Genomic DNA, 19838 nt, shown 5'->3' on the forward strand with positions numbered 1-19838 from the left:
TGGTGCGGTCAGCTGAGACCGACTCAGATGTCGAGGAACCGGACGTCCTTGGCGTTGCGCTGGATGAACGCGCGGCGCGCCTCGACGTCCTCGCCCATGAGGACCGAGAACAGGTCGTCGGCCTGGGCGGCGTCGTCGAGGGTGACCTGGCCGAGCACGCGGTGCTCCTGGTCCATGGTCGTGATGCGCAGTTCCTCGGCGTTCATCTCACCGAGACCCTTGAAGCGCTGGATCGAGTCCTCGCGAACGCGCTTGCCCGCCTGGCGACCGAGCTCGGTCAGGGCGTCGCGCTCACGGTCCGAGTACGCGTACTCGAAGTCGTCCCGGCCCCACTTGATCTTGTACAGCGGCGGACGCGACAGGAACACGTGTCCGGCCTCGACCAGCGGCCGCATGAAGCGGAACAGGAAGGTCAGCAGCAGGGTGTTGATGTGCTGGCCGTCGACGTCGGCGTCCGCCATCAGGATGATCTTGTGATAGCGGAGCTTCTCGATGTCGAAGTCCTCGTGGACCCCGGTGCCGAACGCCGAGATCAGCGCCTGGATCTCCTGGTTCTGCAGGATCTTGTCGATCCGCGACTTCTCGACGTTGAGGATCTTCCCTCGGATCGGGAGGATCGCCTGGTACTGCGGGTTGCGGCCGGACTTGGCCGAACCGCCGGCGGAGTCACCCTCGACGATGAAGATCTCGCACTTGGTGGGGTCGTTGGACTGGCAGTCGGAGAGCTTGCCCGGCAGCGACGCCGACTCCAGCAGGCCCTTGCGGCGGGTGAGGTCACGCGCCTTGCGGGCCGCCACGCGCGCGGTGGCCGCCTGGATCGACTTGCGGATGATGTCCGCGGCCTCGTTCGGGTTGCGGTCCAGCCAGTCGCTGATGTGCTCGTGGACGACCTTCTGGACGAAGGTCTTCGCCTCGGTGTTGCCCAGCTTGGTCTTCGTCTGGCCCTCGAACTGCGGCTCGCCCAGCTTGATCGAGATGATCGCCGTCAGACCCTCGCGGATGTCGTCACCCGTGAGGTTGTCGTCCTTCTCGCGCAGCAGCTTCTTGTCGCGCGCGTAGCGGTTGATGAGACCGGTGAGCGCCGCGCGGAAGCCCTCTTCGTGGGTGCCGCCCTCGTGGGTGTGGATGGTGTTGGCGAAGGAGTACACGCCCTCGGTGTAGCCGCTGTTCCACTGCATCGCGACCTCGAGGGAGAGCATGCGCTCCCGGTCCTCGGCCTCGATGTCGATCACGGTCTCGTGGACGACGTCTCCCTTGCGGGAGTTGAGGTACTTCACGAAGTCGACGATGCCGCCCTCGTAGTGGTACGTGACGGTCTTGACCTCGGCCTTCTCGTCCGCACCCGCCTCGTCGGCCCCCGCCGTGGCCTTCGCCGACTCGCGCTCGTCAGTGAGTTTGATCGTCAAACCCTTGTTGAGGAACGCCATCTCCTGGAAGCGCCGCGAGAGCGTCTCGAAGGAGTAGTCGGTGGTCTCGAAGATGTCGCCGTCGGCCCAAAAGGTGACCGAGGTGCCGGTCTCCTCGGTGGCCTCGTTCTGGACGAGCGGGGCCGTGGGAACGCCCAGCTTGTAGTCCTGCGTCCAGCGGTGGCCGTCCGTCCTGACCTCGACGGCCACCTTGGTGGACAGCGCGTTCACGACGGAGACACCCACGCCGTGCAGACCGCCGGAGACGGCGTACCCGCCACCGCCGAACTTGCCGCCCGCGTGCAGCACGGTCAGTACGACCTCGACGGCCGGCTTGCCCTCGGAGGGGACGATGCCCACCGGGATACCGCGGCCGTTGTCGATCACGCGCACGCCGCCGTCGGCGAGGATCGTCACGTCGATGGTGTCCGCGTGGCCGGCCAGCGCCTCGTCGACGGAGTTGTCGACCACCTCGTACACAAGGTGGTGAAGCCCGCGCTCACCGGTCGAGCCGATGTACATACCGGGTCGCTTGCGGACCGCGTCCAGACCCTCGAGGACGGTGATGGCGCTGGCGTCGTACGAGGCGGTGACCTCGCCGTTCGAGGTGTTGGCCTCGGTGTTCACGCCGGCGTCGGTGGACGGGATGTTCTCGTTGGGGTTGCCGGAATCGGCCACGAAGCGCCCTTTCTGGCACAGCACCAGCCAGGCTCGTCGGCGGGTTGCCGGAGCGGCTGCGGCATGTTGCGTTGGTAAGCCTTGATCAGCGTTGCTCAGCTTTTCCCGGGCGGTCCCCACGTTCGGGGCGGGATTGGCTTCCAGTCTACCGGTAGCGCCGACAGTGATGGGGGTTTGCCGGTACCTGAGTCCCCATGTGCCGCCCTTAACCGGTCTCCGCCGGGTCCCCATATACGGAGCGGGGCTCAAAGAGGCTCACGGAGCCACTCAGCGCTTCCGGGCGTCAACCCTTGGCTACTTGGGAGTCACGTCGGGATTCGCAACCGCGTGCGGTTGCGCTCCGGGGCCGCCGGCAGCGCCACGGTCAGCGTCCGGACGTGACGTACCTCACCCGTAGGTGTCGCCGGGACCGGTGCTGCCGGGGGCACGCAGAGGGCCGTAGCGGCGGGTGGGGCCGACCGGACCGAGCACCTTGATCAGCTTCACCGCACCGTGCCCGAGGTCCTCGTTCAGCCGCGCGACAAGCTGCGGGGCGAGCAGGCGCAGGTTCGTCGCCCACGCGGTGGAGTCGCAGCGCACGATCAGGACGCGCTCCTCCTCGTCGTACTTCTCCGGCTCGCAGTGCTTGGCCAGGTCCTCGCCGACGATCTGCGGCCAGCGCCCCATCACACCGCCCACCGCGGCCGGCGCCTCCCAGCCGCGCTCCGTGATCAGACGGTTGATCGCGGAGCCCAGCGCCATCGGATCGCGCCCGTCAGCGCGCGCGCCGGAACGCAGGCCCCCGCGCCGCGCCTGCCTCTTCTGCTGCGCCGCGTCCCCACGCGCGCGTGCCTGCTCCTTCGCCGCCCGCAGCGCCACGCGCGCGAGATCCACACCGGAGGGCTCCGGGCTCTTCTTCGGGGCCGCCTCGTCCTCGCTCATACGCGCTCCACCGTTCCGCCGGACACGGCGAACCGCGCCCCGGCCAGCACATGCGGTACGTCGTCGTCGACCGCGGCCGTCACCAGGACCTGCTCACCAGGGGCGACCAGCTCCGCCAGACGCTCCCGGCGACGGGTGTCCAGTTCGGCGAACACGTCGTCGAGAACGAGCACCGGCTCATTGCCCTCCGCCCGCAACAGGTCGTACGACGCCAGCCGCAGCGCCAGCGCGTAGGACCAGGACTCGCCGTGCGACGCGTACCCCTTCGCGGGCAACTGACCCAGCTTGAGCAACAGTTCGTCCCGGTGCGGGCCCACCAGGGTGACGCCCCGCTCGATCTCCTGCTTGCGGGCGTCCGCGAGCGCGGCCATCAGCTGCCCGTAGAGGTCGTCGCGCGTGTGCGCCTCGCCCGGCGCGGACGGCTTGTACTCCAGAGCGACCGGGCCCCCGCCCGGCGCCAGCTGCTCGTACGCCTTGTCGGCCAACGGCTGGACAGCGGCGATCAGGTCGAGACGCTGGGCGAGCAGTTCGGCGCCCACGCGCGCGAGATGCTGGTCCCACACGTCGAGCGTGGAAAGGTCCATGGAACGGCCGCCGTGCCGACGGGCCAGCGCCGCCGTCTTGAGCAGCGTGTTGCGCTGCCTGAGAACCCGGTCGTAGTCGGACCGGACACCGGCCATGCGCGGCGAACGCGCGGTGATCAGCTCGTCGAGGAAACGACGCCGCTCACCGGGGTCACCCTTGACCAGCGCGAGGTCCTCCGGCGCGAACAGGACAGTCCGTACGATCCCCAGCACGTCCCGCGGTCTGACCTGCGAGGATCTGTTGATGCGGGCCCGGTTGGCCTTGCCCGGGTTGAGCTCCAGCTCGACCAGCTGCTGCCGTTCGCCCTGCCGGACCTGGGCCCGGACGACCGCGCGGTCGGCGCCCATGCGGACCAGTGGGGCGTCGGAGGAGACCCGGTGGCTGCCGAGGGTGGCGAGATAACCGACGGCCTCGACCAGGTTCGTCTTGCCCTGCCCGTTCGGGCCGACGAAGGCGGTGACGCCCGGGTCGAGCGGGACCTCGACCCGGGCGTAGGAGCGGAAGTCGGCCAGCGACAGATGCGTGACGTGCATGGTCGTTCGCCGACCTCCCCCAGGGTTGTGGACCGCCGGGCGGCCCTGTGGACTACTTCTTCTCGACCGCGTGGCCGCCGAACTGGTTGCGCAGCGCGGCGATCATCTTCATCTGGGGCGAGTCCTCCTGCCGGGAGGAGAACCGCGCGAACAGCGAGGCGGTGATCGCCGGCAGCGGCACCGCGTTGTCTATCGCGGCCTCCACGGTCCAGCGTCCCTCGCCGGAGTCCTGGGCGTAGCCCCGGAGCCCCTCCAGGTGCTCGTCCCCGTCCAGGGCGTTGACCGCGAGGTCCAGCAGCCAGGACCGGATGACGGTGCCCTCCTGCCAGGAGCGGAACACCTCCCGGACGTCGGTCACGGAGTCGACCTTCTCCAGGAGCTCCCAGCCCTCGGCGTAGGCCTGCATCATCGCGTACTCGATGCCGTTGTGGACCATCTTCGCGAAGTGGCCGGCGCCGACCCGGCCCGCGTGCACCGCGCCGGAGTCGCCCTCCGGCTTGAGCGCGTCGAAGACGGGCTGCACCTTGGCGACGTTCTCCGCGTCACCGCCGTACATGAGCGCATAGCCGTTCTGCAGGCCCCAGACGCCGCCGGAGACCCCGCAGTCGACGAAGCCGATGCCCTTGGCGGCCAGCTCCTCGGCGTGCTTCTCGTCGTCCGTCCAGCGGGAGTTCCCGCCGTCCACGACGACGTCTCCGGGCTCCAGCAGCTCCGCGAGCTCGTCGATGGTCGACTGGGTCGCGGCACCGGCAGGCACCATGACCCACACGACGCGCGGGCCGGGCAGCTTGCCCACAAGCTCTTCCAGGCTGTGGACGTCGGCGAGGTCCGGGTTGCGGTCGTATCCGATGACGGTGTGACCTGCGCGGCGAATCCGCTCGCGCATGTTGCCGCCCATCTTGCCGAGGCCGACGAGACCGAGCTCCATCAGTGTTCCTTAGGTTTGCGACGTGGCGTGACGGCACTTTCGTACCTACGTCCGAGCCTAAACCCGGACGCTCGCGCACATCTGTGGGCATACGCGCTCATACGCACGCCCCGACCTGCGGGTTCTCTGACGGAAGCCGGTCAGCCGCTGAGGCGGACCGGCATGATCAGGTACTTGTAGGCCTCGTCCGCCTCGGCGTCCAGCGCAGGCTTGCCACTCAGCAGGGCGGGCTTCGTGGACGTCGTGAACGACAGCTGGGCCACCGGGGAGTCGATGGCGCTCAGGCCGTCCAGCAGGAACGTCGGATTGAACGCGATCGAGACGTCGTCACCCTCCAGCTGCGCGTCGACCCTTTCCACAGCCTGTGCGTCGTCGCTGGAACCGGCTTCCAGGATCAGCACGCCCTGCTCGAAGCTCAGCCGCACCGGGGTGTTGCGCTCGGCGACCAGGGCCACGCGCTTGACGGCCTCCACGAAGGGGGCGGTCTCGATGACGGCGATGGAGTTGAACTCCGTCGGGAACAGCGAGCGGTACTTCGGGAGATCGCCTTCGAGCAGGCGCGTGGTGGTACGGCGGCCCGCACCCTCGAAGCCGATCAGGCCCTCGCCCGCGCCCGAGCCGGACAGGGCCAGGATCACGCTGTCGCCGCTCGTGAGGGCCTTGGCGGTGTCCAGGAGCGTCTTGGCGGGCACCAGGGCCACCGCGGACGCGTCGGGGTCCTCCGGCTTCCACAGGAACTCGCGGACGGCGAAGCGGTAGCGGTCGGTGGAGGCGAGCGTGACGGTGTCGCCCTCGATCTCGATGCGCACGCCGGTGAGCACGGGCAGCGTGTCGTCACGGCCGGCGGCGATGGCCACCTGGGCGGCCGCGGACGCGAAGACCTCGCCGGGCACGGTGCCCGTGGCGGTCGGCATCTGCGGCAGGGCCGGGTACTCCTCCACAGGCAGGGTGTGGAGTGTGAACCGCGAGGAGCCACAGACCACCGTCGCCCGTACACCGTCTGTGGAAATCTCCACCGGGCGGTTGGGAAGGGCACGGCAGATGTCCGCGAGCAGACGGCCGGAGACGAGCACGGTGCCCTCCTCGTCGACCTCCGTCTCCACCGACACGCGTGCCGAGACCTCGTAGTCGAAGCTGGACAGGCTCAGCTGGCCGCCCTCGGCCTTCAGCAGAAGGCCGGCGAGGACAGGCGCCGGCGGACGGGCCGGGAGGCTGCGGGCCGCCCAGGCCACTGCCTCCGCGAGTACGTCGCGTTCCACCCGGATCTTCACTGTTGCCGCCTCCTGCTGTTGCCGGCGCTTCTCGCCCTGCCTGGCTTCGTCGTCTGTCTCGGTGTCGTCGGTCCCTGCGGTGGGAAGGACACCGGGAACAGTCTGACGCACCGCACTGACAGTAGGTGCCTCTCGGGGTCAAGTCGTGACGAGGGGCAGCCGGGAGCCGGACAGCGAGTTGTGCACAGGACCCCCTTCGAAGCGACTTTCTCACTCTCTCTAGTTGGGAGTAGTAGTAGGGGCTGTGGATACCGTGGATAACCTCGTTTGCGCAGGTCAGGCGGCAAATTTTGTCCACTGGTCCTGTGGGCGGAGGCGGTGGACAACCATGGGTCTCTGTGGAGAACGAAAAGTTCTGCACACTCCGTGCACAGAGCGGGGCGAGTTCTCCCCAGCGTCGTCCCCAGCTTTTCCCGTCTTTCCCACAGGGCAACCCGGCACCTTCGTGTGACGCCTTTCACTCGACACGGTGAGGAGGCGCTTCGGGTTGCCGAACAGTGGACAACGCTGTGGAGAAGCCCGAGATCGCTGGGGACAACCGCCCTCAGCCTGTGGGTTTCCCGTGGACAACTGGATGCACAGGTTGTGGATCACCACGTTGTCCACAGTCTGTGGAGATCCTTCGTCCACGAATCCACAGCCACCTGACCTGGCGCGACGGGTTCTCGGCCGGCGGCCCTGTGGACACGTTCTGGACAACTTCGCGGTCCCCAGGATGTGGACGGGAGAAAGTCGCCGAATCTGTGGAGGAAGGCCGTAACCCCGCCCGTATTCGAACACCGGACGGCCGCACACGACGGAGGGCGCCGCCGGGATCTCCTCCCGGCAGCGCCCTCGGCGACGTGTTCGGCGGCCCTCAGCCGTTCTTGATGCGGTTCGTGAGCTCGGTGACCTGGTTGTAGATGGAGCGTCGTTCGGCCATCAGATTGCGGATCTTGCGGTCGGCGTGCATGACCGTGGTGTGGTCCCGGCCACCGAACAGCGCGCCGATCTTCGGCAGGGAGAGGTCCGTCAGCTCACGGCACAGGTACATGGCGATCTGGCGGGCCGTCACCAGGGCGCGGCCGCGTGAGGTGCCGCACAGGTCCTCGACGGTCAGCCCGAAGTAGTCGGCGGTGGCGCCCATGATGGCCGTCGAGGTGATCTCCGGGGCCGAGTCCTCGCCGCCGGGGATGAGGTCCTTGAGAACGATCTCCGTCAGACCCAGGTCCACCGGCTGCCGGTTGAGCGACGCGAACGCCGTCACCCGGATCAGCGCCCCCTCCAGTTCGCGGATGTTGCGCGAGATCCGGGACGCGATGAACTCCAGGACCTCCGGCGGGGCGTTGAGCTGCTCCTGCACCGCCTTCTTGCGCAGGATCGCGATGCGCGTCTCCAGCTCGGGCGGCTGGACGTCGGTGATCAGGCCCCACTCGAAACGGTTCCGCAGCCTGTCCTCGAGGGTGACCAGCTGTTTGGGCGGCCGGTCGGAGGACAGCACGATCTGCTTGTTGGCGTTGTGCAGCGTGTTGAAGGTGTGGAAGAACTCCTCCTGCGTCGACTCCTTGTCCGCGAGGAACTGGATGTCGTCGACGAGCAGGATGTCCATCTCGCGGTAGCGCTTGCGGAAGCTGTCGCCCTTGCCGTCGCGGATGGAGTTGATGAACTCGTTGGTGAACTCCTCCGAGCTCACGTACCGCACGCGGGTGCCGGGGTAGAGGCTGCGCGCGTAGTGCCCGATCGCGTGCAGCAGGTGCGTCTTGCCGAGCCCCGACTCCCCGTAAATGAAGAGGGGGTTGTACGCCTTGGCCGGCGCCTCGGCGACGGCGACCGCGGCCGCGTGGGCGAAGCGGTTGGAGGCGCCGATGACGAACGTGTCGAAGAGGTACTTGGGGTTCAGGCGCGCGGTCGGCTCGCCCGGGCCGGTGGCTGGTGCGGGCTTCGCGGCCAACGGACCGGGCGCGCCGCTGGAGGCCGAGGAACCGACCGGGCCGCCGCGGTGGACGTGCCCGGAGCCGGACGAATCGGGCCGGTCCCTCCGGGGAGCGCGCTGGTCGTAGTCGGAGCGCTGGCCGTAGTCGGGGCGTTGCTGGTCGTACTCCGGCCGCTGCTGTTCGTAGTCGGAACGCTGCTGGTCGTAGTCGGGGCGCTGGTTGTCGTACGGCGGGCGTTCCATCGGCTGCGGCCGGTAGTCCGGCGACGGCGAGTTGTACGAGTCCGGGCCGGGGGCTCCGTACGCGTCCTGTCCGGAGCCCCCGTAGGTGTCCTGGGACGGGGAGGCGTACGGGTCCCGGTCGGGGAAGCCCAGGCGCTGCTGCTGCCAGCTGTACTCGTCCTGGGCCGGGCGCGGCCAGGAACCGGGCTCGGGGCGCTGGTACTCCGAGGGGTAGGCGGGGCGGGCGGTGGGGAGCTGGTCCTGGCGTGTGTGGGGCAACTGGTCGCTCGGGGTGCCGGGGTGCTGTTCGTTGCGGCCCGGCGCGCGGTCGTCTGCGCGGTGGCGGCCGTAGCCCTCGTACGTGTCGCGGCCCTGGGCGGACGGGAGTTCCGGCTCCTCGTACCTGGAGCGGGCCGGCGGTGTCGGCGGGGACGGGAGCTCGCCCGCGGAGTCGTCGACGGTGATGGCGATGCGGATCGGGCGGCCGCACTCGCGGCTCAGGGTCTCGCTGACGATCGGGGCCAGCCGGCCTTCGAGCACGCCCTTCGCGAACTCGTTCGGTACGGCGAGCAGGGCGGTGTCCGCGACCAGGGCGAGCGGCTGGCAGCGCCGGATCCAGTGTTCGTCCTTGCCTTCGACCCCCAGTCCGCGGCTCTCACCGAGGAGCTGTTCCAGTACTCGTGGCCACACTGCGGCAAGATCGGCAGGCACGTCAGCCACAGGGCACGCTCTCTCACGGGTCCCTCGAAGGTGTGATTCGGGGACGAGTCGGGATGTAAATCGGGTGGGTGAGGGACTAAGGAACGAATCGGAGTCCAGTCACGGTAGTCAGGGCGACGGGTACGGTTCAAGTTGTTGTCCCCAGGCTGTGGATAGTGTCTCCCGGTGACCGTTGGTTTGACCGGATGGCGTAGCCCCGCGTACCGTAACCAGGTCGAGTTGTCGATGGCTGCTGCCGCCTGCCTCCGATGGGCACAGATCGCTTCAGGTGATCGGGAAGCGGTGCACTCGGGCGTGATACGAGCTACTCGTGGGCGCACGGTGACAGCCAGGACGGCACCCCGCCACCACCGATTGATTTCTGGAGCCCCCGAGTGAGCAAGCGCACCTTCCAGCCGAACAACCGTCGTCGCGCCAAGACCCACGGCTTCCGCCTGCGGATGCGCACCCGTGCCGGTCGCGCGATTCTGGCGAACCGCCGCACCAAGGGTCGCGCCAGCCTGTCCGCCTGATCTCGATCAGGTCATGACGTCGTGCTGCCTACCGAGCATCGGCTGAGGCGGCGCGAAGAATTCGCGACCGCGGTACGACGGGGTCGTCGGGCTGGACGCCCGTCTCTCGTCGTCCATCTTCGTAGCGGTGCCACGGACCCGCACGCGCCTGGGGAGAGCGCTCCCCCGACGCGTGCGGGTTTCGTCGTCAGCAAGGCCGTGGGCGGTGCGGTCGTGCGCAACAAGGTGAAGCGCAGGCTTCGTCATCTGATGCGCGACCGGGTCGCCCTGCTGCCCCCCGGTAGCCTGGTAGTCGTACGAGCGCTGCCCGGTGCGGGCGACGCCGATCATGCACAACTGGCCCAAGACCTGGATGCCGCCCTGGAGCGGCTGCTGGGAGGGGGCGCGCGATGAAGTACCCGCTGCTGGCGCTGATCAAGCTGTACCAGTGGACCATCAGCCCGTTGCTCGGGCCGGTGTGCAAGTACTACCCGTCGTGTTCCCACTACGGCTTCCAGGCCATTGACCGGCATGGTGCGATCAAGGGAACGGCACTCACCGCCTGGCGCATCCTGCGGTGCAATCCGTGGTCGCCGGGCGGTGTGGACCATGTTCCGCCGCGCAAGCGCCCGCGGTGGCACGAAATGCTGCGTGACGCGTGGCGCGCACGCAAGGGCGGGTCCTCCGCCGCCGAACCGGCCACCGAGGGGCTGAACCCCTCGAGCCCGGCCGCAGAGACTCCGTCCCATGCCCAAGGAGCATGATTAGTGGACACGATTGCCAGTCTTTTCAGCTTCATCACGACACCTGTCTCCTGGGTCATCGTCCAGTTCCACACGGTGTACGGGTCGATCTTCGGCCCTGACACCGGTTGGGCCTGGGGCCTGTCGATCGTGTCCCTGGTGATTCTGATCCGTATCTGCCTGATCCCGCTGTTCGTGAAGCAGATCAAGGCGACTCGGGCGATGCAGACGCTGCAGCCCGAGATGAAGAAGATCCAGGAGCGCTACAAGAACGACAAGCAGCGCCAGTCCGAAGAGATGATGAAGCTGTACAAGGAGACGGGCACCAACCCGCTCTCCTCGTGCCTTCCCATCCTGGCGCAGTCTCCGTTCTTCTTCGCTCTGTACCACGTGCTCAACGGCATCGCGTCCGGTGACACCATCGGCGTGATCAACCAGAGTCTGCTGACGAGTGCGCAGAAGGCGCACATCTTCGGCGCTCCGCTGGCCGCCAAGTTCACCGACAGTTCCGCCAAGGTCGAGGCGCTCGGCGCCACGATCACGGACGTCCGGGTCGTCACCGCGATCATGATCGTCCTGATGTCGGCGTCGCAGTTCTACACGCAGCGCCAGCTGATGACGAAGAACGTCGACACCACGGTGAAGACGCCGTTCATGCAGCAGCAGAAGATGCTGATGTACGTCTTCCCCGTCATGTTCGCCGTCTTCGGCATCAACTTCCCGGTCGGTGTCCTCGTCTACTGGATGACCACCAACGTGTGGACCATGGGCCAGCAGATGTACGTGATCCACAACAACCCGACCCCCGGTTCCAAGGCGCAGGCCGCGAACCTGGAGCGCCTGTACAAGCACGTGACGAACCACGGCAAGACGCGTAACCGTCGTGAACGCGCCATCGTCAAGGCCATCGTCGTCAAGGGTCGCGACCGCAACGAGCACGAGCGCAAGTTCATCAACGGCCTCAGCAAGGCGGGCCTCGCGGCCCAGCCCGACGGCACCGTGGTGAAGGGCGAGAGCACGGTCCTCACGCAGAACGAGGACGGTACGCCGACCACCGTCGCCACCCCCAGGCGCCAGCAGCCGAAGCGGCAGAGCAAGTCCCAGCGCCAGGGCGGCAGCTCGAAGGCGGCCGACGACTCCGAGCCGAAGACGTCGCTGACCAAGTCCGAGCCGGAGGACGCCAAGCCGGCCGGTGTGGCCAAGAAGGCTGAGTCGAAGCCCGGCGCCGGAACCCGCAGCAAGGCCCAGTCCGGACAGCGCAAGGGCCCGCAGCGGCCCAAGTCCCCGTCCAAGAAGTAAGAAGGAGTCCATCCCGTGACGGAAGGCACCACCACCTCCGCCGCTGTCGAGGGTGTAGACACCCTTTCCCGCCTGGAGCAGGAGGGTGAGATCGCGGCGGACTACCTCGAGGGTCTGCTGGACATCGCCGACCTCGACGGCGACATCGACATGGACGTCGAAGCCGACCGTGCCGCTGTCTCGATCATCAGCGACGCGAACGGCCGAGACCTGCAGAAGCTGGTCGGACGTGACGGCGAGGTGCTGGAAGCGCTCCAGGAGCTCACGCGCCTGGCCGTGCACCGGGAGACCGGGGACCGCAGCCGGCTGATGCTGGACATCGCCGGCTACCGGGCGAAGAAGCGAGCGGAGCTCTCCGAACTGGGCGCCAAGGCGGCGGCCGAGGTCAGGAACACCGGTGAGTCCGTGAAGCTGAATCCGATGACGCCGTTCGAGCGCAAGGTCGTGCACGACGCGGTCAAGGCCGCTGGTCTGCGCAGCGAGTCCGAGGGCGAGGAGCCGCAGCGCTTCGTCGTTGTGCTTCCCGCCTGATCGGTCCGTACGCTTCCCCGGCCCCGTCTGTTGCGCAGGCGGGGCCGAACTTTGTCAGCCTGATAGTTCTGGTGGTTCTGGCGTGGGCGCCTGGTGCGCCGACGCAGTACGGAAGGACGGTCCCCGTGACGGAGGCAGCGGAGCTTCCCCCCGCGCCCGAGCAGGCGCGTGAGGTGTTCGGTGATCGCTTCGCGGATGCGGTGCGATACGCGGAGCTGCTCGCTGAGGCGGGAGTGCAGCGTGGTCTGATCGGCCCGCGTGAAGTTCCCCGTCTGTGGGAGCGGCACCTGCTGAACTGCGCTGTGCTCTCGGAGGTCGTTCCGGAGGGCGTGACGGTGTGCGATGTCGGGTCGGGCGCCGGCCTGCCCGGCATTCCGTTGGCCCTCGTCCGCGAGGACCTGAAGATCACGTTGCTGGAGCCCCTGCTGCGGCGTACGACCTTCCTCACCGAGGTCGTGGAGCTGCTGGGCCTGCACCACGTGACGGTCATTCGCGGACGTGCCGAGGAGGTCATGGGCAAGCTGAACCCTGTCCATGTGGTGACGGCGCGAGCCGTGGCTCCACTGGACCGGCTGGCAGCCTGGGGGATTCCCCTGTTGCGTCCCTACGGCGAGATGCTCGCCCTCAAGGGCGGCACCGCGGAGGAGGAGCTGAAGAGCTCGGCCACCGCTCTCAGCAAGCTCGGCGCCGTGACGACCTCTGTGCTCCATGTAGGTGAGGGTGTGGTGGATCCCCTGTCCACCGTGGTGCGGGTCGAGGTCGGCGAGAGCCCCGGAGGTGTGCGCTTTGCCGCCAAGCGGGCCAAGGCCGCTCGTACCGGTCGGGCACGTCGGCGTCGTGGTCAGTGATGGTCGTGGTCAGTGATGAAGGACACTTGCGTCGACGTCACTGATCCGTCCTGACGACGAGACGTACTCCACACAAGCTGTCAAACCTACGCATGCCGGAGTGTCGCGGCAGTTCGGCGACTGCTGCTGTGCATCGTGTTTCACGTGAAACGTCGCTCACTGCTGCACGGCATCATCAGCCGGGGTCGCGCGGCCGAACCCCGCGACCGCAAGCCTCTTGGTTCTCTTGGAAAGGGCCCGGTTTCCGACGATCCTTCGTCCCCCTCAGGGGGCACGGAGTTGTCCACAGAGGTGGATTTCTCCACAGAACAACAGGCCTCACTGGTTCACGACCCCGAAGGCATGGGAGGCTCTGTTCATTGCGAGCCTGAAGTCGAGGAGAGTGAATCCTTGCGGTCCGACGCCAACATCGCGGGACCGATGACCGATCCGGTCCCCGGTCCCCGTACCGAGTCGACGTTGGGGGACGATGTTTCACGTGAAACGCCGCCCCCGATGGACGACACTCCGATCGGTCGTGCTGCCCAACTGGCGGTCGAGGCACTAGGCCGCGCCGGTGAAGGGCTGCCGCGGCCCGACCAGACCCGGGTCATGGTGGTTGCCAACCAGAAGGGCGGAGTCGGCAAGACGACGACGACCGTCAACCTTGCCGCTTCGCTGGCTCTGCACGGCAGCCGTGTCCTGGTGATTGACCTCGACCCGCAGGGCAACGCGTCCACTGCGCTGGGCATCGACCACCACGCCGAAGTCCCGTCCATCTACGACGTCCTGGTCGACAGCAGGCCGCTCGCTGAAGTCGTGCAGCCGGTCCCCGATGTCGAAGGGCTCTTCTGCGCCCCCGCCACCATCGATCTCGCCGGTGCGGAGATCGAGCTGGTGTCTCTGGTGGCTAGGGAGAGCCGGCTGGAGCGGGCCATCCAGGCCTACGAGCAGCCGCTGGACTACATCCTCATCGACTGCCCGCCTTCGCTCGGTCTGCTGACCGTCAACGCGCTGGTGGCCGGACAGGAAGTCCTCATCCCGATCCAGTGCGAGTACTACGCGCTGGAGGGCCTCGGGCAGCTGCTGCGCAACGTCGACCTGGTGCGGGGACACCTCAACCCCGCCCTGCATGTGTCGACGATCCTGCTCACCATGTACGACGGCCGAACGCGCCTTGCGTCTCAGGTCGCGGACGAGGTGCGCACCCACTTCGGTGAAGAGGTGCTACGGACGAGCATTCCCCGCTCCGTCCGTATCTCCGAGGCGCCGAGCTATGGCCAGACGGTGCTGACCTACGATCCCGGATCGAGCGGCGCCCTGTCGTACCTTGAGGCGGCACGAGAAATCGCGCTGAGGGGGGTCGGCGTCGGCTACGAAGCGACGCACGCCCACATTGGCGCACAGAACGACCCGAGCATGGTGGAGGGCATCCAGTGAGTGAGCGACGGAGGGGTTTGGGCCGTGGCCTCGGTGCACTGATCCCTGCTGCCCCGACGGAGAAGACGCTGGCTCCGGCCACGGCTGTAGGGGGCTCCGTATCCGCGTCCCCGTCGGCTGTCCCGGTGTTGACGGCCGAGCGAGGAGTGGCCGCGGCAAAGGTGGCCACCCTGCCACCTGTTTCCCATGAGATCGAGGAGCCGTCGGCGGGCGATGCCGCGGAGACGCCCCCTCCCCCCGTCGGGGCACACTTTGCGGAGCTTCCCCTCGACTCCATCACGCCGAACCCGCGGCAGCCTCGTGAGGTGTTCGACGAGGACGCGCTGCAGGAACTCGTCACCTCCATCCAGGAGGTCGGTCTCCTCCAGCCCGTCGTCGTACGGCAGATCGGTCCCGCCCGGTACGAGCTCATCATGGGCGAGCGGCGTTGGCGGGCCTGCCGCGAAGCGGGACTCGACGCGATTCCGGCGATCGTCCGCGCCACGGAGGACGAGAAGCTGCTTCTGGACGCGCTGCTGGAGAACCTGCACCGCGCTCAGCTGAACCCGCTGGAAGAGGCCGCGGCCTACGACCAGCTGCTGAAGGACTTCAACTGCACGCACGACCAGCTGGCGGACCGCATCGGCCGTTCCCGCCCGCAGGTCTCCAACACCCTGCGTCTGTTGAAGCTCTCGCTGTCGGTTCAGCGGAGGGTGGCCGCGGGTGTCCTCTCCGCCGGCCATGCGCGGGCCTTGCTGTCCGTCGACGACTCGGAGGAGCAGGACAGGCTGGCGCACCGGATCGTGGCCGAGGGGCTCTCGGTGCGTGCCGTGGAGGAGATCGTGACCCTCATGGGGTCGCGGCCGCAGTCGGCTCAGCGTTCCAAGGGGCCGCGGGCCGGGGCCCTGGTCTCGCCGGCACTGACCGACCTGGCCACCCGTCTGTCGGATCGTTTCGAGACGAGGGTGAAGGTCGATCTGGGGCAGAGAAAGGGCAAGATCACCGTCGAGTTCGCCTCCATGGAGGACCTCGAACGGATCCTGAGTTCCCTCGCCCCCGGCGAGGGACCGGTGCTGCAGAGGAGCCTGTTGGACGGCGACTCTGAGGAGGCCGAGGACTGAGCCCCGGTCACCGTTCGGTGGACGACAGAGCGGGTCGTGTCCGGTGTGCACCGGAACACGGCCCGTTCTTTGCGTTGAGGCGGTATCGAGGCAATCGCATCGTGGATACGATGCGTTTGGGTAGGGCACATCCACTCGGCAGCACCTCTGAGGGGAGACAGGGGCCATGCGAACGGTGAGTCGCACCGGACTGGTGAGCGCGGGACTGGGGCTGGGCGCGGTCGGCGGATTCGTCGGCAGCCTGCTCAGGGAACGCAACGCTCTGACGGCCGCCCGCGGCGCGGCGGGCGAAGGAAGCGAGGAACAGCCTTCATGGGGCGCCGACTCGTACCGCTCACGCTGGACAACCTTCCGGACCTTCCCAAGCGCTGTCGCGCATGTGTCTTCTGGGAGCTGGATCCCGTCAGCGGTGAGGCCGCGGTAAAGGCGGGCACATCCGCTCTGGAGAAGGAGTCCTGGATCTCCGCCGTCCTGTTGGACTGGGGCTCGTGCGGCCGGGTCGTGTACGTCGACGACGTACCGGTGGGCTACGTCCTGTACGCCCCGCCCGCGTACGTCCCCAGGTCGACGGCGTTCCCCACGAGTCCCGTCTCACCCGACGCGGTGCAGCTGATGACCTCGTTCATCATGCCGGGCTACCAGGGACAGGGACTGGGCCGGGTAATGGTCCAGACGGTCGCGAAGGATCTCCTGCGACGGGACTTCAAGGCGATCGAAGCCTTCGGTGATGCGCGCTGGAAAGAGCCGGCCTGTGTTCTGCCCGCCGATCATCTCCTGGCGGTGGGCTTCAAGACGGTCCGGACCCATCCGACGTACCCGCGACTGAGGCTGGAACTCCGCTCCACGCTCTCCTGGAAGGAAGACGTGGAGATGGCGCTGGACCGGCTTCTGGGAGCCGTGCAGAAGGAACCGGCCCTCCGTCCCCTCTGATCGGCACGCAGCCCTCTCAGACCGGCCTCGTGTCCCCCTGGCCGTCAACGCCTCTGTTCACTCCAAAGCGAATGGGCCGACCCCCCAAGGGTCGGCCCATTCGCGTTTCACGTGAAACGTCACTCAGCGATGAAGTCCTCGAGGTCGCGAACGATCGCGGCCTTCGGCTTCGCACCGACGATGGTCTTGGCGACCTCGCCACCCTGGTAGACGTTCAGGGTCGGGATGGACATGACGCCGTACTTGGCGGCCGTACCCGGGTTTTCGTCAATGTTGAGCTTGACGATCTCGATCTTGTCGCCGTACTCGGCGGCGATCGCCTCGAGAGACGGAGCGATCTGACGGCACGGACCACACCAGGCGGCCCAGAAGTCCACCAGGACGGGCTTGTCGCTCTTCAGGACGTCCTGCTCGAAGGAGTCGTCAGTCACATTCTTCAGGGTGCCGGCCACGGCGGGCTCCTTAACTTGTTCGTGCGGTGGGGCGGATGGGGGTCAGACTGCGGTCTTCTCGGGCTCGGCCTTCTCCTCGTCCGCGAGGGCGGCGAGGAAACGCTCTGCGTCGAGGGCGGCGGAGCAGCCGGTGCCGGCAGCGGTGATCGCCTGCCGGTAGGTGTGGTCGACGACGTCACCTGCGCCGAAGACACCGGTGAGATTCGTCCGCGTCGAGGGCGCCTCCACCTTGAGGTAGCCCTCCTCGTCCAGCTCCAGCTGGCCCTTGAAGAGCTCGGTGCGCGGGTCGTGGCCGATCGCGATGAACAGGCCGGTCACCGGAAGCTCCGAGAGCTCGCCGGTCTTGAGGTTGCGTAGCGTCAGGCCCGCAAGCTTCTGCTCGCCCTGGACCGCGGCGACCTCGCTGTCCCAGACGAACTTGATCTTCGGGTCGGCGAAGGCACGGTCCTGCATCGCCTTGGAGGCGCGCAGGGTGTCCCGGCGGTGGACGATCGTCACGGACTTGGCGAAGCGCGAGAGGAAGGTCGCCTCCTCCATCGCGGTGTCACCGCCGCCGATCACAGCGATGTCCTGCTCCCTGAAGAAGAAGCCATCACAGGTGGCGCACCACGAGACGCCACGGCCGGAGAGGGCGTCCTCGTTCGGGAGACCGAGCTTGCGGTGCTGGGAACCGGTCGTGACGATGACGGCTTTGGCCTTGTGGACCGTGCCCGCGGTGTCGGTGACGGTCTTGATCTCACCGGTCAGGTCGACGTCGACGACATCGTCAGGGATGAGCTCGGCGCCGAAACGCTCGGCCTGAGCGCGCATGTTGTCCATGAGCTCGGGGCCCATGATGCCGTCCTGGAAGCCGGGGAAGTTCTCCACCTCGGTGGTGTTCATCAGTGCACCACCCGCGGTCACGGCGCCCTCGAACACCAGCGGCTTCAGCGACGCGCGCGCGGTGTAGAGCGCCGCCGTGTAGCCGGCGGGCCCGGAGCCGATGATGATCACGTTACGGACGTCGCTCACGGCCTGATTCCTCGTCTCTGGACTACGTCGTAGATCCGGTGGGAGCCCCTTCGGAACTCTCATCCGACCCAACGGATCCTAAGGGGCGTGCATTCCCGCTGTGTCGGGGCACACGGAGACCCGCCACCGTACGGGATACCACGAAGGGCGGAGACGAAGCGTTCGCGCTCAGGTGCGCGTGTAGGACTGCTTCAGGAGAACCTTGGCGGTGGCGGACGAGGGATGATCCACGCACGTCGCATCCACGATGTAGGCCGTGACCCGGGTGGCGTCGGAGGGGTCGGGCAGCACCACGAGGACTGCGTGCTTGCCCTGGTAGGTCCCGTCCTCGGTCGCGAGGGCCGTGTCGTTCCGCCCGATGCCCTTCTGGACGCACCCGGGAACCGCGGGCTGTTTGAGAACCCTGGGGGAGTCGGTGACGTCATTGCCTTCCATGCCCAGGCTCTGCGGAGCACGGGAGCCGCTCGATGTGCCGACGCTCTTGGCGAGGAGGCCGGCGACCTGACTCTCCAGCTTCCCCTGGGAGAAGGTGTCCAGGGCGGATTGCTGTCCGCGCGCCTCAGGAGTCGACGGTTCGCCGTCGTTCAGTGACGACAGAAGAAGGGAGCCGAGTCCCAGAGCGGCCGCCGTGAAGACAGCGCCCAGGACGACTGCCCTACGGCGCCCGCCCCGCGTCCGCTTGCGGCCTGGACCAGATGTCGAGGTGCGAGCGTGGCCTGTGGGTCGGTCGGCCGGCGGCGATGTTTCACGTGAAACAGGCGGGCTGTCATCTGCGTCGGACACGGAACGGGAAGGTGTGACGGCCGCCGGTGTGTCCACCGCCTCGGGCGCTGTTGCGTGCAGCAGGGCCTCCGCGGCGAGGGCGGCGTCGATCCGCCCTGCGACTTCGGCCGGCATACGGGGCGGACCCGGCAGTGTCCCGAGCAGTCCCCGGATCTCCTCCAGCGACGCGAGAACGTCGGCGCAGAGTTCACACTCGTCCACGTGCTGCCGTACATCCGCGGTTCGGGACGGTGGGAGCAGGCCTTCGGTGAGGTCGGAGATCTCCGCGACGTCCGGGTGCCCGGCCGTATCCGTCGTGGATGTCACGCTCGCCCACCTCCGCCCTTCACAGCAGTCGAATCGCTTGGCCCTGCGTCCGGCGGTCCCGCTCGACGCGGTCCCGCTGCGGGTGGGACGGATGTCCCCTGCGCCCGGTTCCGTCCTGCGGACGGTTCCTTGCCTTCACCCGGATTTTCCGGCCGCAGATGGGTGAGCAGGGGAAGGAGTCTGGCTCTGCCGCGTGCACACCGGCTCTTCACCGTCCCCGTGGGCACATCGAGGATGCGTGCGGCCTCGGCTACCGGGTAGCCCTGCATGTCCACGAGAACGAGGGCGGCTCGCTGGTCCGGCGGAAGGGTGCCGAGCGCCTCAATGAGCTGCCGGTGAAGATCGTTCCGCTCGGCCGGCACAGACGCCGCCTCGTGCGGTTCCAGCAGCTGTTCCAGTCGCTCGGTGTCGTCGACCGGAGACGTCTTGCGGGAGGCGGCCTTACGGGCGCGGTCGAGGCAGGCGTTCACCGTGATGCGGTGCAGCCAGGTCGTGACGGCCGACTGGCCGCGGAAGGTGTGGGCGGCCCGGTAGGCGGAGACCAGGGCGTCCTGCACCGCGTCAGCGGCCTCCTCGCGGTCCCCGAGAGTGCGCAGGGCCACGGCCCAGAGCCGGTCGCGATGACGCCTGACCAGCTCCCCGAAGGCGTCGGGGTCGCCTCCTACATGGCGGGCCAGGAGGTCCTGATCGCTTGCGTCGCCGTATGCGGTGCCATCTGCCATCGAACCCCCTCCCCTGGTGTGCGGTGA

At 67.9% G+C, this 19838-nt stretch carries 19 protein-coding genes; 9 read left to right on the forward strand and 10 right to left on the reverse strand.

The genetic code is table 11. From position 1 onward, the window contains the following. Nucleotides 1–23: 23 nt before the first annotated feature. The 6 genes from gyrB to dnaA form a co-directional block, all read right to left on the reverse strand. Nucleotides 24–2108 (reverse strand): DNA topoisomerase (ATP-hydrolyzing) subunit B, encoded by a 2085-nt coding sequence (gene gyrB, locus OG985_RS23360; protein WP_371670284.1) that lies wholly within the window; start codon nt 2106–2108, stop codon nt 24–26. Between the two features lie 363 nt (nt 2109–2471). Continuing rightward, on the reverse strand, nt 2472–3005 hold the full coding sequence (locus OG985_RS23365) for a DUF721 domain-containing protein (protein ID WP_371670285.1): 534 nt from the start codon (nt 3003–3005) through the stop codon (nt 2472–2474). Continuing rightward, entirely contained in the window at nt 3002–4123 is a 1122-nt protein-coding gene (gene recF, locus OG985_RS23370; protein WP_371670286.1) for a DNA replication/repair protein RecF, read from the reverse strand. The genes OG985_RS23365 and recF overlap by 4 nt, the downstream gene beginning before the upstream one ends. Before the next feature lie 52 nt (nt 4124–4175). After that, entirely contained in the window at nt 4176–5051 is an 876-nt protein-coding gene (gnd, locus tag OG985_RS23375) for a phosphogluconate dehydrogenase (NAD(+)-dependent, decarboxylating) (protein WP_371670287.1), read from the reverse strand. Between the two features lie 140 nt (nt 5052–5191). Continuing rightward, nucleotides 5192–6322 (reverse strand): DNA polymerase III subunit beta, encoded by a 1131-nt coding sequence (gene dnaN / locus OG985_RS23380; protein ID WP_371674471.1) that lies wholly within the window; start codon nt 6320–6322, stop codon nt 5192–5194. Nucleotides 6323–7178: 856 nt separating this feature from the next. After that, complete coding sequence (dnaA, locus tag OG985_RS23385) at nt 7179–9176, reverse strand: chromosomal replication initiator protein DnaA (RefSeq protein WP_371670288.1); 1998 nt, start codon at nt 9174–9176, stop codon at nt 7179–7181. 374 nt (nt 9177–9550) lie between these two features. Between dnaA and rpmH the strand changes: the two genes are divergently transcribed. The 9 genes from rpmH to OG985_RS23430 all read left to right on the forward strand — a co-directional run bounded on the left by rpmH (nt 9551) and on the right by OG985_RS23430 (nt 16537). Continuing rightward, nucleotides 9551–9688 carry a 50S ribosomal protein L34 gene (gene rpmH / locus OG985_RS23390; protein WP_338897196.1) on the forward strand — a complete coding sequence of 46 codons (138 nt, stop codon included), beginning with the start codon at nt 9551–9553 and terminating at the stop codon, nt 9686–9688. A gap of 21 nt (nt 9689–9709) precedes the next feature. Next, complete coding sequence (gene rnpA / locus OG985_RS23395; protein WP_371670289.1) at nt 9710–10081, forward strand: ribonuclease P protein component; 372 nt, start codon at nt 9710–9712, stop codon at nt 10079–10081. After that, the gene (gene yidD / locus OG985_RS23400) at nt 10078–10431 is read left to right on the forward strand and encodes a membrane protein insertion efficiency factor YidD (RefSeq protein WP_371670290.1); all 354 of its coding nucleotides are present in this window, start codon (nt 10078–10080) and stop codon (nt 10429–10431) included. Before rnpA ends, yidD begins: the two co-directional genes overlap by 4 nt. 3 nt (nt 10432–10434) lie before the next feature. Beyond that, on the forward strand, nt 10435–11709 hold the full coding sequence (yidC, locus tag OG985_RS23405) for a membrane protein insertase YidC (protein WP_371670291.1): 1275 nt from the start codon (nt 10435–10437) through the stop codon (nt 11707–11709). Between the two features lie 15 nt (nt 11710–11724). After that, nucleotides 11725–12240, forward strand: a complete 516-nt coding sequence (locus OG985_RS23410) for a protein jag (protein ID WP_371670292.1) — start codon at nt 11725–11727, stop codon at nt 12238–12240. 125 nt (nt 12241–12365) lie between these two features. Then, nucleotides 12366–13088 carry a 16S rRNA (guanine(527)-N(7))-methyltransferase RsmG gene (gene rsmG / locus OG985_RS23415; RefSeq protein WP_371670293.1) on the forward strand — a complete coding sequence of 241 codons (723 nt, stop codon included), beginning with the start codon at nt 12366–12368 and terminating at the stop codon, nt 13086–13088. Nucleotides 13089–13430: 342 nt separating this feature from the next. Further along, nucleotides 13431–14507 carry an AAA family ATPase gene (locus OG985_RS23420; protein WP_371674472.1) on the forward strand — a complete coding sequence of 359 codons (1077 nt, stop codon included), beginning with the start codon at nt 13431–13433 and terminating at the stop codon, nt 14505–14507. After that, nucleotides 14504–15607 (forward strand): ParB/RepB/Spo0J family partition protein, encoded by a 1104-nt coding sequence (locus OG985_RS23425; RefSeq protein WP_371670294.1) that lies wholly within the window; start codon nt 14504–14506, stop codon nt 15605–15607. The genes OG985_RS23420 and OG985_RS23425 overlap by 4 nt, the downstream gene beginning before the upstream one ends. 312 nt (nt 15608–15919) lie before the next feature. Next, the gene (locus OG985_RS23430; RefSeq protein WP_371670295.1) at nt 15920–16537 is read left to right on the forward strand and encodes a GNAT family N-acetyltransferase; all 618 of its coding nucleotides are present in this window, start codon (nt 15920–15922) and stop codon (nt 16535–16537) included. A 119-nt stretch (nt 16538–16656) separates the two neighbouring features. Here OG985_RS23430 and trxA read toward each other — a convergent pair whose 3' ends face one another. From trxA to sigM, 4 genes are all read right to left on the reverse strand, one after another. Beyond that, complete coding sequence (gene trxA / locus OG985_RS23435; protein ID WP_007383275.1) at nt 16657–16989, reverse strand: thioredoxin; 333 nt, start codon at nt 16987–16989, stop codon at nt 16657–16659. 42 nt (nt 16990–17031) lie between these two features. Beyond that, nucleotides 17032–18000: a thioredoxin-disulfide reductase gene (trxB, locus tag OG985_RS23440; protein ID WP_371670296.1), complete on the reverse strand. Its 969-nt coding sequence runs from the start codon at nt 17998–18000 to the stop codon at nt 17032–17034. A 168-nt stretch (nt 18001–18168) separates the two neighbouring features. Then, the gene (locus OG985_RS23445; protein ID WP_371670297.1) at nt 18169–19089 is read right to left on the reverse strand and encodes an anti-sigma factor; all 921 of its coding nucleotides are present in this window, start codon (nt 19087–19089) and stop codon (nt 18169–18171) included. Further along, nucleotides 19086–19811 carry an RNA polymerase sigma factor SigM gene (gene sigM / locus OG985_RS23450; protein WP_371670298.1) on the reverse strand — a complete coding sequence of 242 codons (726 nt, stop codon included), beginning with the start codon at nt 19809–19811 and terminating at the stop codon, nt 19086–19088. The genes OG985_RS23445 and sigM overlap by 4 nt, the downstream gene beginning before the upstream one ends. Nucleotides 19812–19838 lie beyond the last annotated feature (27 nt).

The sequence above is a fragment of the Streptomyces sp. NBC_00289 genome (assembly GCF_041435115.1).
Lineage (GTDB): Bacteria > Actinomycetota > Actinomycetes > Streptomycetales > Streptomycetaceae > Streptomyces.